Here is a 20463-nt window from a genome sequence, read left to right as displayed (position 1 = left end):
ACTATTCTAGCTGACTTGAAAAGTGGCTGCCGATACCGAAATATCAGCAGCCACTATTTTCAAAATTTAGTCAAGCGTGATTTCCAAGGCCAGACCACGCAACTCGTGAATGAGTACGTTGAATGATTCAGGAATATTTGGCTTGGGCAATACGTCACCTTTTACAATGGCTTCGTACGCTTTAGCACGACCAATCACATCGTCCGACTTCACGGTGAGGATTTCCTGTAGCACGTTGGATGCCCCGAAGGCCTCCAGTGCCCACACTTCCATCTCACCGAAGCGCTGACCACCAAACTGCGCCTTACCACCGAGCGGCTGCTGCGTGATAAGGGAGTACGGCCCGATGGAACGAGCGTGCATCTTATCGTCAACCAAGTGACCCAGCTTCAGCATGTATATCACACCTACCGTTACAGGCTGGTCGAACCGGTCACCGGTCAGGCCATCATGTAGGTAAGCGCGGCCCCAGTCAGGTAGGCCCGCTTCAGTCAGCTCTTTCGCTACTTCGTCCTCGGTGGCACCGTCGAAAATTGGGGTAGCATAGGTGCGACCCATTTTCAAACCAGCCCAACCTAGTACGGTCTCGTAGATCTGACCAATGTTCATGCGGCTTGGTACACCTAGCGGGTTCAGCACAATGTCCATTGGCGTGCCATCGGGTAGGAAAGGCATGTCCTCGTCGCGCACGATACGGGCTACTACACCCTTGTTACCGTGACGACCAGCCATCTTATCCCCTACCTTCAGCTTACGCTTTTTGGCGATGTATACCTTAGCCAACTGCACGATGCCAGCAGGCAACTCGTCGCCTACCTCCAACGTGAATCGGTCGCGCTTGAAGCGGGCTGTGATAGTATTGCGACGCTTCGCATAGTTTTTCACTAGCTCAGCCAACATGCTATTCACCTTCTCGTCGGCTGTCCAGCCTTCCAAGATCAGGTCTTTAAACATGTTCACCTCCTCCGGCACAGCGTAATTGCTTTCGTCCTTGTAAGGGTTCTTGTCCGGAAAGAGAGCATCGGTAATATTCTTCTTCCCAAACTTGGCACCCTTCGTCAGGATTTCGTCACCAAACTTGTGCTTCACGCCCTGGGACGTTTTGCCGTCCAGCAGTTGCACCAGTTTGTCGATCATCACCGCTTTCACGCCACGAAGCTCCTTCGCGTAGGAGTCTTTCAACTCTTCCACTTCCTTCTTCGACTTGGCACGCAGGTTCTTGTCTTTCTTCGGACGCGAGAACAGCTTCGTGCCAATTACTACCCCGTTCAGGGATGGTGGCGCCTTAAGCGAGGCATCCTTCACATCACCGGCTTTGTCACCGAAAATGGCGCGGAGCAGCTTCTCTTCTGGGGTAGGATCTGTTTCGCCCTTCGGCGTGATCTTACCGATGAGGATGTCGCCTTCACGAACCTCAGCGCCCAGACGGATAATACCGTTGTCATCAAGGTTGCGCACAGCTTCTTCGCTCACGTTCGGAATTTCCGACGTCAGTTCTTCTTCGCCGCGCTTGGTCTCACGCACCTCCAACTCAAACTCCTCAATGTGAATCGAGGTGAAGATATCGTCGCGTACTACCCGCTCCGAGATGACAATGGCATCCTCGAAGTTATAACCCTGCCATGGCATGAAAGCCACTTGCATGTTGCGTCCTAAGGCTAGTTCACCGTTGTTGGTGCCATAGCCTTCACATAGTGGCTCACCCTTGCTCACGCGCTGACCACGCTTCACAATAGGTGAAAGGTTGATGCAAGTATCTTGGTTTGTACGGCGGAACTTGATCAAGTCGTAGGTAATACGCTCAGCATCGAAGCTCACGAGAATGTCATCAGCCGTTAGATCATATTTTACAATAATCTTATTTGCATCTACATAATCGATTACCCCATCACCTTCGGCTACTACCAGCGTCCGCGAATCGATTGCCACACGGCCTTCCAGACCTGTACCAACGATAGGTGCAGTCGCTTTCAGCAGAGGTACAGCCTGACGTTGCATGTTCGAACCCATCAGGGCACGGTTAGCATCGTCGTGTTCGAGGAAAGGAATCAGCGAAGCAGCTACCGATACAATCTGGTTTGGTGCTACGTCCATGTAGCTATACTCGTCAGGACCCACTACCGGGAAGTCACCCTCGAAACGGCCTTTCACCAGCTCGTTTACGAAGTTACCCGAATCATCCAAACGGGCGTTTGCCTGCGCAATGTGGTGGGTATCCTCTTCCTCAGCCGTCAGATACTTCACGTTCTCAGTCATGTCGACCTTACCGCTCTCTACCGTACGGTAGGGCGTCTCAATGAAGCCCATCGAGTTTACGCGAGCGTGCACACATAGCGACGAAATCAGACCGATGTTCGGACCTTCTGGCGTCTCAATGGTGCACAAACGACCATAGTGTGTGTAGTGTACGTCACGTACTTCGAAACCAGCACGCTCCCGCGACAGACCTCCTGGCCCCAGTGCCGATACGCGACGCTTGTGCGTCACCTCAGCCAGTGGGTTGGTTTGGTCCATAAACTGCGACAGCTGGTTGGTACCGAAAAACGAGTTGATAACCGACGACAAAGTCCGGGCGTTGATTAGATCAACCGGCTTGAAGTCTTCGTTATCACGCACGTTCATGCGCTCCTTGATAGTACGCGCCATACGGGCCAAGCCTACCCCGAACTGGGCATAGAGCTGCTCCCCTACCGTACGTACCCGGCGGTTGCTCAAGTGGTCAATGTCATCGACAATGGCCTTCGAGTTGATCAGCCCGATCAGGTATTTCACGATGAGTACGATATCCTCGTTGGTCAGCACACGAGCTTCCCAATTGGTATCGATACCTAGCTTCTTGTTGATACGGTAACGACCTACGTCACCAAGGTCGTAACGCTTGTCCGAGAAGAACAGTTTTTGGATGATGTCGCGAGCCGTCTCTTCATCAGGCGCCTCCGTGTTACGGAGCTGACGATAAATTTGCTCTACAGCTTCCTTCTCCGAGTTGGAGTTGTCTTTTTGCAGCGTATTATAAATAATTGCGTAGTCCGCAATATTCACGTTCTCGCGGTGCAGGATAACCGACTTTGTGCCTGAGTTGATGATGGTGTCAATATCCTCGTCTTCAATAGTCGAGTCACGCTCCAACAATACCTCGTTCCGGTCGATAGATACTACCTCACCGGTATCTTCATCTACGAAGTCTTCTGTCCAAGTGCGGAGTACCCGAGCGGCCAGCTTACGACCTACAGCTTTCTTCAGGATCTTCTTATCAGCTTTTACCTCCTCCGACAATCCGAATAGATCTAGAATGTCTTTGTCCGTACCATAGCCGATAGCACGCAATAGGGTAGTAACCGGGAATTTCTTCTTCCGGTCGATATACGCATACATTACGTTGTTCACGTCCGTGGCAAACTCAATCCACGAACCTTTAAACGGAATGATACGAGCAGAATATAGCTTCGTGCCGTTAGTATGCTTGCTTTGCGCAAAGAACACGCCCGGTGAGCGGTGCAACTGAGATACAATTACACGCTCTGCGCCATTGATAACAAACGAGCCTTTTTCAGTCATGTATGGGATATTTCCCAAAAACACTTCCTGCTCAATTGTCTCAAAATCTTCGTTGTCCGTATCATTGCAGATAAGACGCAACTTTGCTTTCAGTGGCACCGAATAAGTTAGGCCACGGTCAATACATTCATCCACCGAGTACTTCGGCGGGTCAATGTGATAATCAATAAACTCCAGAACGAAGTTCTCGCGCGAGTCCGAGATAGGAAAGTTCTCCGCGAACACCTTGAACAACCCTTCATCGGTCCGGTTCTCGGCGGCCGTCTCCAACTGGAAGAAATCTTGGAACGACTGCAACTGCACGTCCAAGAAGTCCGGATACTCAATAACCTTTTTAATCTTGGCGAAGTTGATCCGCTCGTAGGCTTTCTGCAAAGCCGTTTCTTTCGGTGTAGCCAATGGGTAGGGGTTTATAAAATGGACACTGAGAGGGCACTTGATAACTCAACTACAGCCCTATGCGTTTAGCCACGAAAAGCCGCAAAGCGGCGCGTAGAAGGGCTTTAGTAAAGTTTGTTACCTACAAACAGGAAAAGACCTGGCTTAGTTGCCAGGCCTATCCTTATTTGTGAGGTAAGATGCTAGGCAGCAGAATTACTTAACTTCTACTTCAGCGCCAGCTTCCTCTAGTTGCTTCTTCAGCGAATCGGCTTCGTCTTTAGCTACGCCTTCTTTCAAAGGCTTAGGAGCACCATCAACCAGTTCTTTGGCTTCTTTCAAGCCTAGACCAGTCAGGTCTTTCACCAGCTTCACAACAGCCAGTTTCTGACCACCAGCAGCTTTCAGGATTACGTCAAACGACGTTTTCTCTTCAGGAGCTTCAGCAGCAGCAGCGCCACCACCAGCTACAGCTACGGGAGCAGCAGCAGCAGGCTCGATGCCGTACTCGTCTTTCAGGATAGTAGCCAGTTCGTTTACTTCTTTCACCGTCAGGCTAACGAGCTGCTCAGCGAATGCTTTCAAATCTGCCATTTCTGTAGATTGTTAAAAAAGAGTTGTTGAATTATAAATTGAAAGTGAAAAAGATGAGCAGCGGTTAGCCTGCAACCTCTTCTTTTTCGGAAAGCGTCTTGAGTAGACCAGCCAGAATATTGCCACCGCTCGACAGAGCAGAAATAACATTTTTGGCAGGCGATTGCAGAAGGCCGATAACCTCACCGATAAGCTCGTTTTTGCCCTTCAGCGTCGAAAGCGTATCTAACTGGTTAGCACCGATGTAAATGCTTGCATCAATGTAAGCGCCTTTCAAAGCGGGCTTCGGCTCTACATTTTTACCGTAGTTTTGCGCCTTGTAGAAGTCCTTCAGCAATTTACCAGGAGCATTACCAGCCTCTTTCGAGAACAGCACGCCCGACTGGCCCTTCAGAGCTACATCCATTTCCGCAGTGTCACCGCCGAGAGTATCGAGGGCTTTACGGATGAACGTATTCTTATAGACCTTATATTCCAGACCGCGCGTGAAGCACAGGCGACGGAACTCGTTGATTTTTGCCACCGACATTCCCGAAGCATCGGCAATGTAAAACGCGTTGTGCGATTGAAACTTCTCGCTCAACTCGTCGACGAGGGCTTGTTTTTCTTCCCGGGTCATATCGTTTTGATTGTAGTTTAAGCGGAAGTAACCGAAGTATCAACCGGAACGGCTGGGCTCATCGTGCTCGACAGCGTGATGCTCTTAATATAAGTTCCCTTAGCCGAAGACGGCTTCAGGCGCTGCAACGTTTGAATAACCTCAATAGCATTTTCAGCTAGCTTCTGATCATCAAACGACACCTTACCTACTGAGCAGTGAATGATACCAGTCTTGTCAACTTTAAAGTCGATTTTACCAGCCTTCACTTCTTGTACTGCCTTTGCTACATCGGTCGTAACCGTACCCGACTTAGGGTTTGGCATCAGGCCACGTGGACCCAATACCCGGCCTAGACGACCAACCTTAGCCATTACAGCAGGCATGGTGATAATAACATCGATATCCGTCCAACCTTTCTCGATTTTCGAGATATAATCGTCAAGACCAACGAAATCAGCACCAGCAGCCGTAGCTTCAGCTTCCTTGTCAGGAGTTACTAGGGCTAGTACACGAACAGTTTTGCCTGTACCGTGAGGCAACGTGGCTACACCACGCACCATTTGGTCAGCTTTACGGGGGTCAACGCCTAGACGAACATCGATATCAACAGAAGCGTCGAATTTGGTATAGGTGATATCCTTTACCACTTTAGCAGCTTCTACTAGATTACGAACCTGCGTCAGGTCGTGCTTAGCAAGGGCTTCCTTGCGCTTTTTGCTAACTTGTGCCATGTTGATTCTACTTCGTTTAATTAGTTAGCGAAAGGAGAATCCCCTTTAATGGTGATACCCATGCTGCGAGCCGTGCCGGCTACCTGACGCATAGCTGCTTCCACTTCGAAAGCATTCAGATCAGGCATTTTGGTTTCGGCAATGGTGCGAACTTGGTCCCACGACACCGAGCCTACCTTGTTACGGTTAGGCTCTTTCGAACCGCTCTGGAGCTTTGCAGCGTCCATTAGCAGTACGGGCACCGGTGGTGTTTTCACCACGAAGTCGAATGACTTATCGGTGTACATGGTAATCAGTACCGGACAAACTTGGCCAGCCTTATCCTGAGTCCGCGCATTGAATTGCTTGCAGAACTCCATGATGTTAAGGCCTTTGCTACCAAGTGCAGGTCCTACCGGCGGTGCAGGGTTTGCAGCGCCTCCCTTTATCTGAAGTTTCAGATAACCTCTAATTTCCTTGGCCATTTAGTTTAAAAAGGCTTCCGTTCCTTGCGTGGTAACACACGCGAAACGTCAGTTGAAAAGTGCTCCTAGTGGAAGCACCGCTGGTCGGAGCGAATAACCAGCGACGTGTTCTATTTGTATATTAGTCCTAAGACTCTTTCTCAACTTGTGTGTAGCTTAGTTCCATGGGAGTGCTACGACCAAATATCTTCACGATAACGTTAAGCTTCTTCCGCTCTTCGAATACCTCAGAAACAGTACCTGAGAAACCATTGAAATTGGTGTCAATAATTTTCACCAAATCTCCTACAATGAATGGCGTTTCTAACGTAGCTGTTTGCTCTTCTGTCTCGTCTACAATACCGAGGATGCGGTTCACCTCTGACATACGCAGAGGTACTGGTTTCCCAGTCGTATTCTTTCCTTCATTCTCACTTAGAAAGCCAATTACACCAGGTGTACTAGTGATAATATGGTCTACTTCACCATGTGATAAGTCAGCATGAATCAGAATGTACCCAGGAAAGAAATTACGCTCGCGTACACGTTTTTTCCCGTTGCGCATCTCGTAAACCTTCTCCGCTGGAATCAATACTTCAGGCACTAAGTCAGATAGACCATGGCGTCCTATCTCTGTTTCAAGATAGGTTTTGGCTTTCTTTTCTTGGCCGCTAACTGAGCGTACTACATACCACTTCAACTCTCCCATCTCTTCTAATTATTAACGGAATGAGTTGTAAAATGCTTCCAGTCCCGTTTTAAAAATGATATCCATGATACCAACGACAGCAGCAAATACCAGCGAACCAATCAACACCAAACCAGCGCTCTTCTGTAATTCTGACGAAGTTGGCCACGTCACTTTGTAACGCATTTCCTCCGTGGTATCGCTAAAATATTTTGTCAGCTTGCTCATGGTTAGGACCGGGTTTGGCTGAAATAGATGCGGTCTAATGACCAAGTAAAGCACGGGCGGAGAGATTCGAACTCCCATCAAAGGTTTTGGAGACCTCTATTCTACCCTTGAACTACGCCCGTAGAATATTTCCCAGCAAACTTTCGTTTCAATTGGGAGTGCAAATGTACAGCAATCTATAGACAAAACAAATCCGCCCCCGAAAAAATCAGAGGCGGATTGTTTTGACTTTGAGATTAGTCGAGGATTTCGGTCACCTGACCAGCACCTACCGTACGGCCACCTTCGCGGATAGCGAAACGCAGACCTTTTTCCATCGCTACCTTGTTGATCAGTTCAACCGTGATAGTGATGTTATCGCCAGGCATTACCATTTCAACACCTTCTGGCAGGGTAATAATACCCGTTACGTCAGTGGTGCGCAGGTAAAACTGAGGACGATAGTTGTTGAAGAATGGGGTGTGACGACCACCTTCCTCTTTCGACAAAACGTAAACCTCAGCCTTGAACTTTTTGTGAGGAGTTACTGAACCGGGTTTGCAGATAACCATACCACGACGGATGGCTTCTTTCTCAATACCGCGGAGCAGCAGACCTACGTTGTCACCGGCTTCGCCACGGTCCAGAATCTTGCGGAACATCTCAACCCCAGTCACAGTCGATTTCAGACCTTCAGCACCCATGCCGAGGATATCAACTTGCTCACCCGAGTTGATGATACCGCGCTCGATACGACCAGTAGCAACTGTACCACGACCCGTGATAGAGAATACGTCCTCTACAGGCATCAGGAAGGGAAGGTCAGTCAGACGAGCAGGAATCGGAATATACGAGTCAACAGCAGCCATCAGTTCCTCAATCTTAGGAACCCAGTTGGCGTCGCCGTTCAAGCCACCCAATGCAGAACCTTGGATTACAGGAATGTTGTCACCGTCGAAGTCATAGAACGACAGCAGCTCACGGATTTCCATTTCCACCAGCTCGAGGAGCTCAGGGTCATCCACCATGTCTACTTTGTTCATGAATACCACCAACTGCGGTACACCTACCTGGCGAGCCAGCAGGATGTGCTCACGGGTTTGGGGCATCGGACCGTCGGTAGCAGCTACTACGAGGATAGCACCATCCATTTGGGCAGCACCCGTTACCATGTTCTTCACGTAGTCAGCGTGACCTGGGCAGTCAACGTGAGCATAGTGACGATTTTCGGTAGCGTACTCTACGTGGGCAGTGTTGATCGTGATACCACGCTCTTTTTCTTCAGGAGCGTTGTCGATCGACGAGAAGTCACGCTTAGCGGCTAGACCTTTGTTCGCCAGTACCGTCGTGATAGCAGCAGTCAGGGTAGTTTTGCCGTGGTCGACGTGCCCGATCGTACCGATGTTCACGTGCGGTTTGGAACGATCAAAATTTTCTTTAGCCATTGTAAAGAGATTAGAGGAATTTTGTAGTGAAGTGGGGAAAAACGTGGTGAAGCTATACTCAAAGAAAGCGAAACACAGCTCCGTTTAGTAGGGACTGCACGTCGCTTTGCTCTATCCATAGCGCCAACTAACAGCAAGCTGCACAGCTGGTACTCGTAATTCTGAGCCATTTATGGGATTTGAACCCATGACCTCTTCCTTACCAAGGAAGTGCTCTACCACTGAGCTAAAACGGCTAATGCTATTTTGGAACCTAAGAAAGAGCGGGAGACGAGGTTCGAACCCGCGACCTGCAGCTTGGAAGGCTGCCGCTCTACCAACTGAGCTACTCCCGCATAGAAGGCAAACTGAAGAAATAGTACCTGAGGATTCACTCAGGTACTAAATCACAATTTTACTGTGGGGGTAACAGGACTCGAACCTATGAACCCGAAGGAGGTGAGTTACAGTCACCCGCAATTGCCGCTATGCGATACCCCCAGTTAAAAACGCTCCGCTTGAGCTATTTTCTCCCCTTTGACTCTACCATTGTGCGGTAGCTTTCAAAAGGAGTTGCAAAATTAATGGGTTTCTGATGTAAGTCAAGGCTTGGCGTCAGAAAGAGTTAATATTTTTTTGACACTAGTACCTCCTTCTTTTTCCACAAGGAGGTTAAATCTTTGATTTTGTATTAGATGCCCTCAAAATCATGGCGAGACAAAAACTCAAAAAATTATTGTAGCATAGTGTAGATTGTAGCCAAGTTTTTATCCTTTTCTCGGCTGCGGATATCTTGTAAGGTGAGTTTTACACCGGGACTGCTCGACACTAACATACTCAACCCCTTATAAGCACCAAGTTTTGCATATTGATTGGGGTAGGAACGGGCGATTGTTTCGAGGCGGGCAATGCCTTTGTCACGTTCGACTGGGGGCATGCGTAACATCAGGGTAGCAAAGTTTTGGAGGAATTGATAGAGCGCCTCGTTGCGCACATCATTGCTGCGACGCAAAAACCATTCGTATTGATCTGCTGTGCCGTTAAGAGCGAAATAGTTAGATACTGCGTCGATAAGCGCTGCATTTTTAGTCTCCTGAAGTCTTATAATTTCTTTTAATGAGGTTACGGTAGGAGCCTTAGCCAAAGCATTAACGGCAGCACTAGCTACTATATAAGAGCTATCTGCAAGCGCACTCGTATAAAGCTGACCATAATCTTCATTTGGGAAAGCAGACAGAGAGCTAATAGCAGCAGCTCTTACTCGGGTTTTAGAATCATCAGTGGCTACTCTCTGCAGATCTTTTCGCACAGCGGTACCTTCTGAGCCTTTATAACGCCGTAGTGCCTCTACTGCTGTCTGTCGTACGGCCCAAAAGTCGTCGCTTAATGCATTGCGTAGCATAGCACTTACAGGAAGATCCATTGTTTTGCCCCGCAGTAACATAATAGCTTCGTACTTCTGTAAGAAGTTTTGTGCATGGTAGAACTGATATAGCAGTTCTTCAGTGGAACGCTCTTCCTCGAGTTCAGCCAACAGCTGCCCGGCAGCATCAAATTTTACTAGGGCAGGACGCTGGCTAACCGGTAGAGAGAAAGTTTGATCGGCTTTGGTAACGACGATGCGATGATTAACCGGTTGGTTGTTAACCCAAGTAGTAACTGTAACTGGCAACTGATAAATGGGTGAGAAAGTAGAATCCTGCATTTGCCGTACACGCAGAGCTACTTGGTTTCCGGCGTAGGAATGGGTGATCTTCAACTCTGGATGCCCTCGTTTCAGAAACCATTGATCGAAAAACCACGTCAAATCTTCGCCTGTCACTTCCTCGAAAGCAAGCCGAAGCTCCGCTATTTCTACAGATGACAGCTTATTGCGAACTAAGTAACGATTGAGCGCGACAAAGAAGGCTTCGTCGCCTACATATTGCCGAAGCATATGTAGCACCCGTCCTCCTTTACTGTAGGAATGCCGATCGAACATATCCTCACGGTCGGCATAGCGGTACCGAATTAAGGGCTCACGTTTGGTTTGTGCCTCCTCCAAATAAGCTGTCAGTGCTTTTTGCTGGACTAAAGCGGCTTCAGCCGGACCGTATTTATGCTCGGCCCACAAAAATTCCGAATAATCAGCGAAAGCTTCATTGAGGGGTAGGTTGGACCACGACTCGCTGGTTACGTAATCGCCAAACCACTGATGGAATAACTCATGAGCTACTACTGACTCTGACTCATAGCTAAGATCCAGCAGCTCGCGCGGTGTGAATTGGGTTAACTTATCCTGAAACGTAGAGGCAGTGGTATTTTCCATTGCTCCTGACACAAAGTCGTGTACAGCTACTTGGGCGTATTTCTCCCACGGAAACTCTACCCCCAACCTTGTAGAGAAAAACTCTAGCATTTCTGGCGTATGGCCGAAAACTGCCTTTGCTGTGGTGCTATAGGGTGGATCTACAAAATACTCAACGGCCTTCCCTCGCCATGTGTCACTAATAACCGCAAACTCTCCTACGACCAGCATGGTAAGGTAGGGGGCCGCAGGCAGGGCCTGTTTCCAAATATCCGTGCGCGTTCCGTCTGCGTTTTTTCGGGATGAAATCAGTAATCCATTAGATATAGTACGGAACTTCTCTTCCACGGTCAACGCAATTTCTTGCGTCATGCGCTGGTTGGGTTTATCGATGGTTGGAAACCACGCCGAGTTTGCTTCTGTTTCGCCCTGCGTCCAGATCTGTCGTGGTTTGGTCTTGTCAGTACCGAGTGGATTAATGAAATAGAGCCCCTTGTTACTGGTAATAGCTGCGCTGCCGCTGGCTGGCAGCTCATTGGGCTTAGCAGTGTAAGTAATTCGTACTTGATAAGCTTCTGTACGCGGGTAGTTACGGTCCAGCGTAATCGCCAGCTTCTGCTTGTCGTAGGTGTACGTAAGGTTTTTCTCCTTACCGTTCACCAGCAACCGCACCGATTTAATATCGAAACCCTTTGCGTCGAGTACTACTTGGTTCTGGGGGTAGAAGTGTGGGCGTAACGTGAGGGTAGCGGTGCCTAGCACCCATTGTTTCACCCAATCAAAACGCACATCTAATTTCGTATCCAGCACATTAGTAACAACTGTAGCTGCTGGCTGCACCGGGTTTTCTGGGGGCAACCACGAAGGAATAATAACGATGTCCTGCTTGGGTGGGGTAGCCGGAACCTCGTTGGCAACTGGCGCTTTATGACGTGTGCCGCTCTTATCGGTATCTGATTTTCCAGCTTTGCCCGTTTGGGCCAAAGCAAAGCTGCTATGAAGCAGCGCCGCACTGAGCAAACCAAGAATCCGGTACTTCATGTAAGTAATCAAAGGAGGGTATAAGACCTCAGTTTCTGGATTTATTTCAAATTTGACCTATCTTTAAGCCCCTTTAGACCGTCCTATTCTTTCCTCTTTTTATGCTACAGGTACAAACCAGTCCCACTCAAATTTGGGAAGTTGATTTTCGTGCCAATGGCAATAGTATGTTGAATGGCGAGCCTTTTATTTGGGACATTGTAGCTCTCGGCCAACAACGATACCATATTTTGTACCGAGGCAGTTCTTTTGTTACGGAAGTATTGGAAGCAGACTATGCTACTAAGACACTTCGCTTACAATTGAACGGGCAAGTGGTAGATATACAGGCCAAAGACCGCTTTGATCTACTCCTTGATAAGCTAGGAATGGGCTCAGCTGCTAGCCATAAAATAAATGAGCTGAAGGCTCCCATGCCAGGTCTGATTGTAGACGTGCGCGTAGCACCTGGACAAACTGTACAGAAAGGAGACCCATTATTAGTACTGGAAGCTATGAAAATGGAAAACATTCTGAAGTCTCCTAGTGACGGCACAGTAACGGCCATAAAAGTGCAGATGCGCGATAATGTGACGAAGGGCCAAGTATTGATTCAATTCTCATAATACAGTGGTCAGCGGAGGTAGTCCGTTGACCACTCGTTTTTTAATCTTAACATTTCCTCGTTTTGAAGTACAACCGAATCCTGCTGAAACTGAGCGGCGAGGCCCTGATGGGGGAGCAACAGTACGGTATCGACGCCGTGCGCCTCATGCAGTATGCCGAAGAAATAAAAGCTGTAGCGGCCACGGGCACGCAGGTGGCCGTAGTAATTGGCGGGGGCAACATTTTCCGGGGGGTGCAGGCCGCTGCCTTTGGCCTCGACCGAGTGCAAGGGGACTACATGGGTATGCTAGCTACCGTTATCAACTCCATGGCTCTGCAAAGCGCGCTGGAAAAGCTAGATGTAAGTACCCGCCTGCTTTCGGGACTCACCATTCAACAAGTATGTGAGCCCTACCTACGGCGGCGGGCAATGCGCCATTTGGAGAAAGGTAGGGTAGTGATTTTCGGGGCAGGTATCGGCTCCCCTTATTTCACGACAGACTCTGCTGCCTCACTGCGCGCCATTGAGATAGAAGCAGATGTGGTACTGAAAGGTACCCGCGTAGACGGCATTTATACCGCCGACCCAGAAAAAGATCCGACAGCTGTGCGCTATCCAGAAATCACCTTTGAGGAGGTGATGGCGAAAAATCTGAACGTAATGGATATGACAGCCTTCACGCTATGTAAGGAAAATAACCTACCCATTATCGTATTTGATATGAATAAGACCGGTAACCTACAACGGCTTCTTGAAGGCGATACAGTAGGCACCTTGGTAACCATGGAAGGCCCCAGCCCTGTACAGAATAAGGAGGATAGTGCATTGCAGTCTACCCTGTAACCTTGCGTATTTTTGTTAAACACAAGCGGTTTTGCTAGTGCTGTTTCCTAGCGTATCAGAACCGTTAGCTTTAACCTTTCAATTTAACTCTCTTAACCAATGGACGAAGAAATTCAGTTTTACCTAAGCGAAGCCGAAGAATCGATGGGTAAAGCCCTGGAACATACCGGCGTGGAATTAAGCCGCATTCGGGCAGGTAAAGCAAGCCCGGCCATGCTCGATTCGCTGCGGGTAGACTATTATGGCACACCTACCCCCGTGGCGCAGGTAGCCAATATTTCGACGCCGGATGCCCGTACGCTTTTCATTAAGCCATGGGAAAAAAACATGATTAGTGAGGTAGCCAAAGCCATTAAAAACAGTGACTTGGGTTTGAACCCACAGTCAGATGCAGAAGGCGTGCGACTCAACATTCCGCCTATGACGCAGGAACGCCGCCGCGACTTGGTGAAGCAAGTGAAAAACGAATCGGAGAGTGGCAAGGTACGCATCCGGGGCATTCGCAAAGATGTGAATGACTCACTGCGGAAACTGCTAAAAGAAGGAGCTTCGGAAGATGCTATTAAAGACGCCGAGGCAAAAGTCCAGAAGGCGACTGATTCTTATATTGTGCGGGTAGACGAACTCGTAAGCAAGAAAGAAGCGGAGATTATGACTATCTGAGGATGTCGCTAATCTAATACAAAAGCCCCCGCACCAAGTAGTGCGGGGGCTTTTGCGTTCAAAAACAATTTTGCGTTTTCTACTTTTATTCTTTCCAATAGCCTTTTTGCTGAATACGCTTCTCTACTTCAGCAGGTACTAAATAACGGATGGATTTACCGGTGCGTACACAATCACGCACAAAAGTAGCTGAGATGTCCAGCAATGGTGCATCCACAATACGCACATTGGCTGGACCAGCTACCACCGTTGCCTCAATACCCGGACGCGGATACACATAGATTTCGTATTCTACCATGATGCGGTCGGCGGCTTTCCAGCGGGGTAGGCCGGGCAGATTATCTTCTCCCATAAGCAACACGAACTGATGCTGGGGGTAGCGTTGATGCAGTTCTTCCAGTGTGTCAATGGTATAATTGGGCTTAGACATAGCAAACTCCACGTCTAATACCTGCAATTGGCCATTGTCGGCAATAGCTGCTTCTACCAATTCGTATCGGGCCTGCTCTGGCAGTAGCTCCTGCCCTACCTTAAAAGGGCTCTGCGGAGACACAATCAACCACACAGCGTCCAAGTCGGTATGCGTGGCCATGAAATGCGCCAGAATGAGATGCCCGGTATGAATAGGATTGAAGGAACCAAACAGCAAGCCTACCTTCGGAGCAATAGCACTCACAGTACGTCGGAAGAACTGGTAATGAAGCTACGCACCAGTCGCTCAGCTTCGTTTGTCGCCTCGTCCAAATCGTCGTTGACAACTGTTACGTCGAACCGGTCTTCAAACGTTAGCTCAAACTCAGCCTTATACAACCGACTGGAGATGCTGGCGGCCGAGTCGGTAGCACGTCCCCGCAAACGAGCTTCTAGTACTTCTACAGAAGGTGGTTTCACGAAGATGGCCAGCGCCCGATCTTTATAGAACTCTTTGATGCTAAGCCCGCCCTTTACGTCTACATCCAAAATGGCATGACGGCCAGCGGACCAAATGCGCTCAATTTCTGATTTCAGCGTACCGTAAAAGGCGCCTTCATACACTTCCTCCCACTCCACAAATTCATCGTGGCGGATTTTCTCCTGAAACTCTGTTACGGAAATGAAGTGGTAATCCTTACCGTTGGCTTCGGTACGGCCACGCCGGTCGCGCGTACACGCTGAAATGGAGAAACTTAGCTCCGGAATCCTATCCATGAGCCGGTGAACGATAGTCGTTTTACCGGCTCCGGACGGCGCTGAAAAGACAATAATTTTACCCTGCATCGGGCAAAATTAGACCATTTTCGCTTGCAAACGGTTCATAATTGTTTCCGGAAGCGAAGAAGGAGCACCTTTACGACCCACATGCTGCGCCAGAAAATCAACGAAGATGTGCTGTTTTTCAATGCTGTCGAAGCAAGGAGAGCAGTCTTCGGCGTGACTGATGAAGTACTCTTCATCCTCCACGCTAGGGTCATTGCCTACAATAATCTGATCTAGAATCGTGTTTACACGTTCGCAATCAAGGCCATCAGGAGCAGTGGCCTGGGCAGAGGGTAGGGGCGTAGCAGTTGGTTTCATAACAGTGCCAGAAAGGTTATTCAGAGGGGTTATCTTCAATGTCTTCATCTGCCGCATCGTTGGAGTTGCCATAGCCCATTGTTTCGGCATATTTTTCAAGTTTTTCCTTCAGGAAGTTTCGGGCACGGTGCAAGCGTGACCGAACTGTTCCGATAGGAATGTCCAGTACTTTGGCCATTTCCTCATACGTAAACCCTTCCAGGTCGCAGAGGATAATGACGGTACGAAAGTCCACGGGCAGCGAGTTGAGCGCGCGGGCTACCTCATCCCCGATGAGGTCACGCACGGCTTGCTGCCGCATGTCCGACGAGGTGCTACCCGCGTCGCCCTCGGCCTCCACATCTTCCGAATTGTAGTAACCCTCAATTTCGTTGTAGTCGACCTTGGCGGGCTGCTTACTCTTTTTTCGAAAGTCGTTGATGAACGAGTTTTTCAGGATGCGGAACAGCCACGCTTTGGCGTTGGTTCCCGGCTCGAAGTACTCGAAGAAACGGTAGGCCTTTAAATAGGTCTCTTGGACGAGGTCGTTTGCGTCGTCTTCGTCAAGCGTCAGACGGTAGGCAAAATTGTACAAAGAGTCGATTACGGGCATCAGTTCAGCCTGAAACCGGCGGTCTTTCTCTTCTTTGCTCAACTTAGGTACACGTTCAGGAGAGTCGCTCATTAGACTGAAAAATTACGGCTTAAAATGCAGAAAAAGTACGCAGACAGAAAACAAATGGATGGAATAACCTTCTCGCGGAGGTCATTATTTTGTTAAATCTGCCCTCTGGCGCTCTGTGGCTACCAACAGAAAGCCGTAGCAAAACACAAAGAGGTTGAAACTGGTCTGAACTTCCAACAAAGAATCGACCAGCATGGCAACGCCCTGAATTAGCAGGAAATTATACACGTACGGATTGTGCCGTAGGGCAGGTTGCGCCAATGGAGCCAGCAATACCAGCAACCACAAGCCCAGGCCTACCAAGCCACTGGCCAAGAGAAAATGCAGATACTGGTTGTGCACCATGACGCGGTTGAGTGGAGTCAGGCCAAATGAATGCCAACTGTATTGCGCCATCATCTCGTCGGTGGCGTCGGCCGCGCCTACTCCGAGCCACGGATTGTTGCGGGCTATTACGCTGGCTGTCTGCCAGGCAGCCAAGCGCTTCGCGAGGGAGTAGTCGTTGATATCGCGTTGCTCGTAAAACATTGCTATATCGTATCGGCTTTCTGTCACTTGGCGAGATACGGATGGAATGGAATGGTAGGCTACCACCGGCGCCGTTGCCAGCACAACGAGTAGCAGAAGACCTATTTTCCACCAGCGTCGGGTAGCCAGCAGACGCAGCGCGTTGAAAGATAATATAGCATAGAAAGCTAACAGGCCGGTGCGGTATACTAAGGCGTGCAGAATGAAAGCACTTACAATGGTACCACCCCACAGCAGCCAACGGCCGCTTGGTGTATAGGCGCGTTGGGCTAGCACTGCGCTGAAAGCACAAGCCATAGCTAGCATCACCCCAAAATGAATGTGAAAAATACCTGTTACGGATTGCAGGTTGGTTGCTTCGCGTAGCTCCTCGCTGCTAGCACCAGGAGAAAGCCAGTAGCGCCCGGCTGTAGCTATTCCAACGGCGGTAACCCCCAGCGTAAAAAATACTCCTATCCAATAACGCTGCCGTGAGCTGAGCGGTGTGGCCAGCGCAAAAGCCAACGGCACTGCCAAGAAAGGCAGCTTACGGTACAACTCGTGGCGCCAGATTGTCCAGGCACTGGTGTAGAAGCCACTAAGCAGAAGCAACGCATAGAGCAACGCCAACCACCAAGCACTTCGGTTGCGCAGCCACACCGGAATAGCCATTCGCAGGGTAGGATTGGCTAGCACCGCTGCGATGCCTATAAGCGGACTAAGTGCAACCAGTGCCCGGGAAGCCAATAATCCGGATACGCCGGCTAAACACGCCAGAAGCAATAAGTACTGTGAGAGAAGCCCCTGCTGATATAACTGTTTCAATTGTGGCAGTGCCGGTACGCGCATAAGTCTGCAAATAACGCAGCAAATGCTTACAAAGTTGATGTAGTCGTTGGGTGAGGCTGCCACTCTACTACCCTACCCATTACTTGTAGTGGCAATAGTGCTTTGATGCAGGTACAAGCGGCAGGCTGGTGACGACAGTCGGCACAATTGGGACGGTCTAGTACTAGATACTCGGCGCGTGCCCCCAGGGGGGCCCAGCGGCCGGGGTGCATAGGCCGGATGGGAGGGTAGAGTCCTAACGCATGACGACCCAATGCCGCAGCAAGATGCAGAGGCCCCGTGCTACCCGCCACCAGCCCATCGGCGGCAGCGATGAAAGCAATGAACTGCGGCAAGCTGAGCTGACCCGTCAAGTCGGCCGCCAGGTAACGCCGATGCTGTTGCAACCACTCGGTCAGCTCAGCCCCTTCGGCGGCCGTACCGGTTACCCATACCCGATGTCCTGCCGCGTGTAGTAGCCGGGCTAATTCACCGAAATGCGGTAGCCCCCACTCGCGGGCGCTACCACGGCTACGCGGGTGCAGGATAATATTCAGCTGGTTCGGCCGACGTGCCTGTAACGATTCTTGAAGGGCCTCAGGCAGCGCTACCTGCGGCCGCAAGCGCACCCACTCCCCTACCCTACTCAAAGGCGAATCGGGAAGGTAGCCCAGGGGGAGCAGCAGATGCAAATTCAGCTGCGCCTCGTGCAGCGTTGAGTTGCGGCGGCTCAGCGCTACCAGCTTCGTACACGTCAACCAATGAAACCACCGATTGCGGGTACCTATCCGCACTGGGATGCTGGCCAGTCGGGCCAGTTGGGCTATTACCTTATTTGGAAAGACGTGTAGTACCACATCAGCCTGCACCTGCCGGAGTTGCTGGATTTGCCCGGACATTGGAAGGGCCAATAGCTCGTCGAAGTTGAGGAACGCATCCACCCAAGGGCAGGCGTCGGCTACGGCTTGCGTGTAAGTGCGGCCTAGTAGTATTACCCGGCACTCTGGAAAAGCCTGCTTTAGCCAGCCTGCTACGGGCAGCGTGAGCACCACATCGCCAATGGCATCGGTGCGGCTAATGAGGAAGGTTTTCATGGATAGAAGCGCGCGTACGCAGCTTGGCAAATTTCAGAAATACGCCCCACGCCGAAATAGTGGCAATGCTCAACCCAGCAAATCCATCCAACAGTCCCAATTGTAAAAAGTAACCGTGTACAAATTTCCAGATGGGCTTCAGCACTAGATGAAATGGCGTAACGCGGGTTTTGCCGCGCAAGGCCAGCTCTTCGGCCGCAATACTCGTGAAGCGGTTTAGCTGCGCCACATGCTGCTCCACTGAGGTATAGGAGTAGTGTAGTAAGTCTCCCGTTAGCTCTCCTATGGCTTGGTTAGGCGCTACATTATACTGCTCGTGTAGTAGCAAGCCCGTCCAACTACCCAGACGCCGGTCGTAGAGGCGTAGCTTGCGGTCGGGGTACCAGCCACCATGACGCACCCAGGTGCCGCAATAATTGGTGAGGCGCTTGAGCATGAAGCCCGCTGCTGCCGACCAGTTGGCTTTGACTTGCTGGATACTTTGGCGCAGCTCGTCGGTTAGTACCTCATCAGCGTCCAGTTGCAAGACGTGGTTGTACTGGGCCTGGGCGGTAGCGTAGTTCTTCTGTGCCACGTAGCCAGCAAATGCGTGCTGTATCACCCGTGCTCCGTGCGCCTCGCAAATAGCCACGGTGCGATCAGTAGAGTAGGAGTCGACCACCACTACCTCATCGGCTACACCCTGCACTGCTGCTAAGCAGCGGGCAATGATGGCCTCTTCGTTGAAGGTGATGATGACAACCGAGAGCAGAATGGACATACGCAGCGCAAATATCGGAAATAGCCCCGGCTCGTGGGCGAAGCACAACAGGTTTTCGCAGCAAACCTAATCGATAGCAACCGGCCGCGCGTACACTGCTGCACAGACTCTCACGCTTCTATTCTCTTCGCTTCATGACCAGCTTACAAGATAAAACCATTCTCGTAACGGGGGCTACCTCCGGTATTGGACAGATTACGGCGCAGGAACTCGCCAAACAGGGTGCCTATGTAGTGCTCCTAGCCCGCAACCCCGACAAAGCCGAGCAAGCGCGGCGCGACGTAGTAGCCGCCGCGGGCCACGACCGGGTAGGCATTCTGCTGGCTGATCTGTCTGACCTAGATCAGGTGCGCAAAGCTGCCGCGCAGTTCAAAGCCACCTACCCTCGCCTCGATGTGCTGGTAAACAACGCGGGAGTATTGCCAAAAAAAGAGCGAGAAACCTCTGCGCAGGGGTACGAGATGGGGGTAGCAGTAAACCACCTAGGTCCTTTTTTGCTGACCAGTTTGCTACTCCCCATGTTGCAGGAAAGTCCTGTTGCGCGTATCGTAAACGTAGCGTCGGAGGCCTACCATTTTGCTAAGCCAGATCTAAACGACTTTCAATCAGAGCAGCATTTTAATGCGCTGCGGGTTTACAGCAACACGAAGCTGTACAATATCATGTTCACGCAGGAGTTGGCGCGGCGGCTACGCAGCCATGGCAGCCGTAATGTGACGACCAATGCGCTGCACCCCGGCGCGGTGGCCAGCAGCTTCGGCGGCGACAGTACTGGTCTCATGGCCGTGGCTATGCTGGTGGCCCGTCCGTTTATGATTTCGTCGGAGCAAGGCGCCCAGACCAGCGTCTTTCTAGCTTCCGATCCGTCGGTGGCCGACATCAGCGGTGGCTACTATGAAAAGAAGCAAACCAAAGCCGTGAAGCATGCCTTCAATACTGTAGAACATGCTCATCAGCTGTGGAAAATCAGCGAGGAGCTGACGGATACATGTTTTCTCGACTAAACGAAAGG

The 20463-nt window shown here is 50.3% G+C and carries 20 protein-coding genes and 4 tRNA genes; 4 read left to right on the top strand and 20 right to left on the bottom strand.

Going from position 1 to position 20463, the window contains the following annotated elements; all coding sequences use genetic code 11:
* Window positions 1-66: 66 nt before the first annotated feature.
* The 13 genes from rpoB to MUN82_RS20720 form a co-directional block, all read right to left on the bottom strand.
* Complete coding sequence (rpoB, locus tag MUN82_RS20780; protein WP_245097616.1) at window positions 67-3933, bottom strand: DNA-directed RNA polymerase subunit beta; 3867 nt, start codon at window positions 3931-3933, stop codon at window positions 67-69.
* Window positions 3934-4152: 219 nt separating this feature from the next.
* Window positions 4153-4530 (bottom strand): 50S ribosomal protein L7/L12, encoded by a 378-nt coding sequence (gene rplL / locus MUN82_RS20775; RefSeq protein ID WP_187320314.1) that lies wholly within the window; start codon window positions 4528-4530, stop codon window positions 4153-4155.
* 64 nt (window positions 4531-4594) lie between these two features.
* On the bottom strand, window positions 4595-5149 hold the full coding sequence (gene rplJ, locus MUN82_RS20770) for a 50S ribosomal protein L10 (RefSeq protein ID WP_245093506.1): 555 nt from the start codon (window positions 5147-5149) through the stop codon (window positions 4595-4597).
* A gap of 17 nt (window positions 5150-5166) precedes the next feature.
* Complete coding sequence (gene rplA / locus MUN82_RS20765; protein ID WP_185281373.1) at window positions 5167-5862, bottom strand: 50S ribosomal protein L1; 696 nt, start codon at window positions 5860-5862, stop codon at window positions 5167-5169.
* A gap of 20 nt (window positions 5863-5882) precedes the next feature.
* Entirely contained in the window at window positions 5883-6326 is a 444-nt protein-coding gene (gene rplK, locus MUN82_RS20760) for a 50S ribosomal protein L11 (protein WP_185281374.1), read from the bottom strand.
* A gap of 127 nt (window positions 6327-6453) precedes the next feature.
* On the bottom strand, window positions 6454-7014 hold the full coding sequence (gene nusG / locus MUN82_RS20755; RefSeq protein WP_245093505.1) for a transcription termination/antitermination protein NusG: 561 nt from the start codon (window positions 7012-7014) through the stop codon (window positions 6454-6456).
* A 12-nt stretch (window positions 7015-7026) separates the two neighbouring features.
* On the bottom strand, window positions 7027-7221 hold the full coding sequence (secE, locus tag MUN82_RS20750) for a preprotein translocase subunit SecE (protein WP_185281376.1): 195 nt from the start codon (window positions 7219-7221) through the stop codon (window positions 7027-7029).
* A gap of 51 nt (window positions 7222-7272) precedes the next feature.
* Window positions 7273-7343 (bottom strand) — tRNA-Trp (locus MUN82_RS20745).
* Between the two features lie 114 nt (window positions 7344-7457).
* On the bottom strand, window positions 7458-8645 hold the full coding sequence (tuf, locus tag MUN82_RS20740; protein ID WP_149069446.1) for an elongation factor Tu: 1188 nt from the start codon (window positions 8643-8645) through the stop codon (window positions 7458-7460).
* Between the two features lie 164 nt (window positions 8646-8809).
* Window positions 8810-8881 (bottom strand) — tRNA-Thr (locus MUN82_RS20735).
* Window positions 8882-8907: 26 nt separating this feature from the next.
* Window positions 8908-8980, bottom strand: a tRNA-Gly gene (locus tag MUN82_RS20730).
* Window positions 8981-9045: 65 nt separating this feature from the next.
* Window positions 9046-9125 (bottom strand) — tRNA-Tyr (locus tag MUN82_RS20725).
* 232 nt (window positions 9126-9357) lie between these two features.
* The gene (locus tag MUN82_RS20720; RefSeq protein ID WP_245093503.1) at window positions 9358-11952 is read right to left on the bottom strand and encodes a M1 family metallopeptidase; all 2595 of its coding nucleotides are present in this window, start codon (window positions 11950-11952) and stop codon (window positions 9358-9360) included.
* Window positions 11953-12053: 101 nt separating this feature from the next.
* Here MUN82_RS20720 and MUN82_RS20715 point away from each other — a divergent pair, with 101 nt between their 5' ends.
* The 3 genes from MUN82_RS20715 (at window position 12054) to frr (ending at window position 14044) form a co-directional block, all read left to right on the top strand.
* Window positions 12054-12557, top strand: a complete 504-nt coding sequence (locus tag MUN82_RS20715) for an acyl-CoA carboxylase biotin carboxyl carrier protein subunit (RefSeq protein ID WP_245093501.1) — start codon at window positions 12054-12056, stop codon at window positions 12555-12557.
* A 62-nt stretch (window positions 12558-12619) separates the two neighbouring features.
* Window positions 12620-13381 carry a UMP kinase gene (gene pyrH / locus MUN82_RS20710; protein WP_245093499.1) on the top strand — a complete coding sequence of 254 codons (762 nt, stop codon included), beginning with the start codon at window positions 12620-12622 and terminating at the stop codon, window positions 13379-13381.
* Between the two features lie 99 nt (window positions 13382-13480).
* Window positions 13481-14044, top strand: coding sequence for a ribosome recycling factor (frr, locus tag MUN82_RS20705; protein WP_187320320.1), 564 nt, complete (start codon window positions 13481-13483; stop codon window positions 14042-14044).
* A gap of 85 nt (window positions 14045-14129) precedes the next feature.
* Here the strand turns inward: frr and nadD are convergent, their stop codons facing one another.
* The 7 genes from nadD to MUN82_RS20670 form a co-directional block, all read right to left on the bottom strand.
* Window positions 14130-14720, bottom strand: coding sequence for a nicotinate (nicotinamide) nucleotide adenylyltransferase (gene nadD / locus MUN82_RS20700; RefSeq protein WP_245093497.1), 591 nt, complete (start codon window positions 14718-14720; stop codon window positions 14130-14132).
* The gene (gene gmk, locus MUN82_RS20695; protein ID WP_245093495.1) at window positions 14717-15301 is read right to left on the bottom strand and encodes a guanylate kinase; all 585 of its coding nucleotides are present in this window, start codon (window positions 15299-15301) and stop codon (window positions 14717-14719) included. The genes nadD and gmk overlap by 4 nt, the downstream gene beginning before the upstream one ends.
* 9 nt (window positions 15302-15310) lie before the next feature.
* Window positions 15311-15598, bottom strand: a complete 288-nt coding sequence (locus tag MUN82_RS20690) for a hypothetical protein (RefSeq protein WP_245093493.1) — start codon at window positions 15596-15598, stop codon at window positions 15311-15313.
* Window positions 15599-15614: 16 nt separating this feature from the next.
* Window positions 15615-16262, bottom strand: coding sequence for a sigma-70 family RNA polymerase sigma factor (locus tag MUN82_RS20685; protein ID WP_245093491.1), 648 nt, complete (start codon window positions 16260-16262; stop codon window positions 15615-15617).
* An 84-nt stretch (window positions 16263-16346) separates the two neighbouring features.
* On the bottom strand, window positions 16347-17441 hold the full coding sequence (locus MUN82_RS20680; RefSeq protein ID WP_245093489.1) for an O-antigen ligase family protein: 1095 nt from the start codon (window positions 17439-17441) through the stop codon (window positions 16347-16349).
* 203 nt (window positions 17442-17644) lie between these two features.
* On the bottom strand, window positions 17645-18691 hold the full coding sequence (locus MUN82_RS20675) for a glycosyltransferase family 9 protein (RefSeq protein WP_245093487.1): 1047 nt from the start codon (window positions 18689-18691) through the stop codon (window positions 17645-17647).
* Entirely contained in the window at window positions 18672-19451 is a 780-nt protein-coding gene (locus MUN82_RS20670) for a glycosyltransferase family 2 protein (protein ID WP_245093486.1), read from the bottom strand. The genes MUN82_RS20675 and MUN82_RS20670 overlap by 20 nt, the downstream gene beginning before the upstream one ends.
* A gap of 134 nt (window positions 19452-19585) precedes the next feature.
* On the opposite strand from MUN82_RS20670, the gene MUN82_RS20660 reads away from it, so the two are divergent.
* Entirely contained in the window at window positions 19586-20455 is an 870-nt protein-coding gene (locus MUN82_RS20660) for an SDR family oxidoreductase (RefSeq protein ID WP_262922831.1), read from the top strand.
* Window positions 20456-20463 lie beyond the last annotated feature (8 nt).

The organism is Hymenobacter aerilatus, from assembly GCF_022921095.1.
Taxonomy (GTDB): Bacteria; Bacteroidota; Bacteroidia; order Cytophagales; family Hymenobacteraceae; genus Hymenobacter; species Hymenobacter aerilatus.
This window is presented reverse-complemented; position numbering and strand designations above follow the sequence as displayed.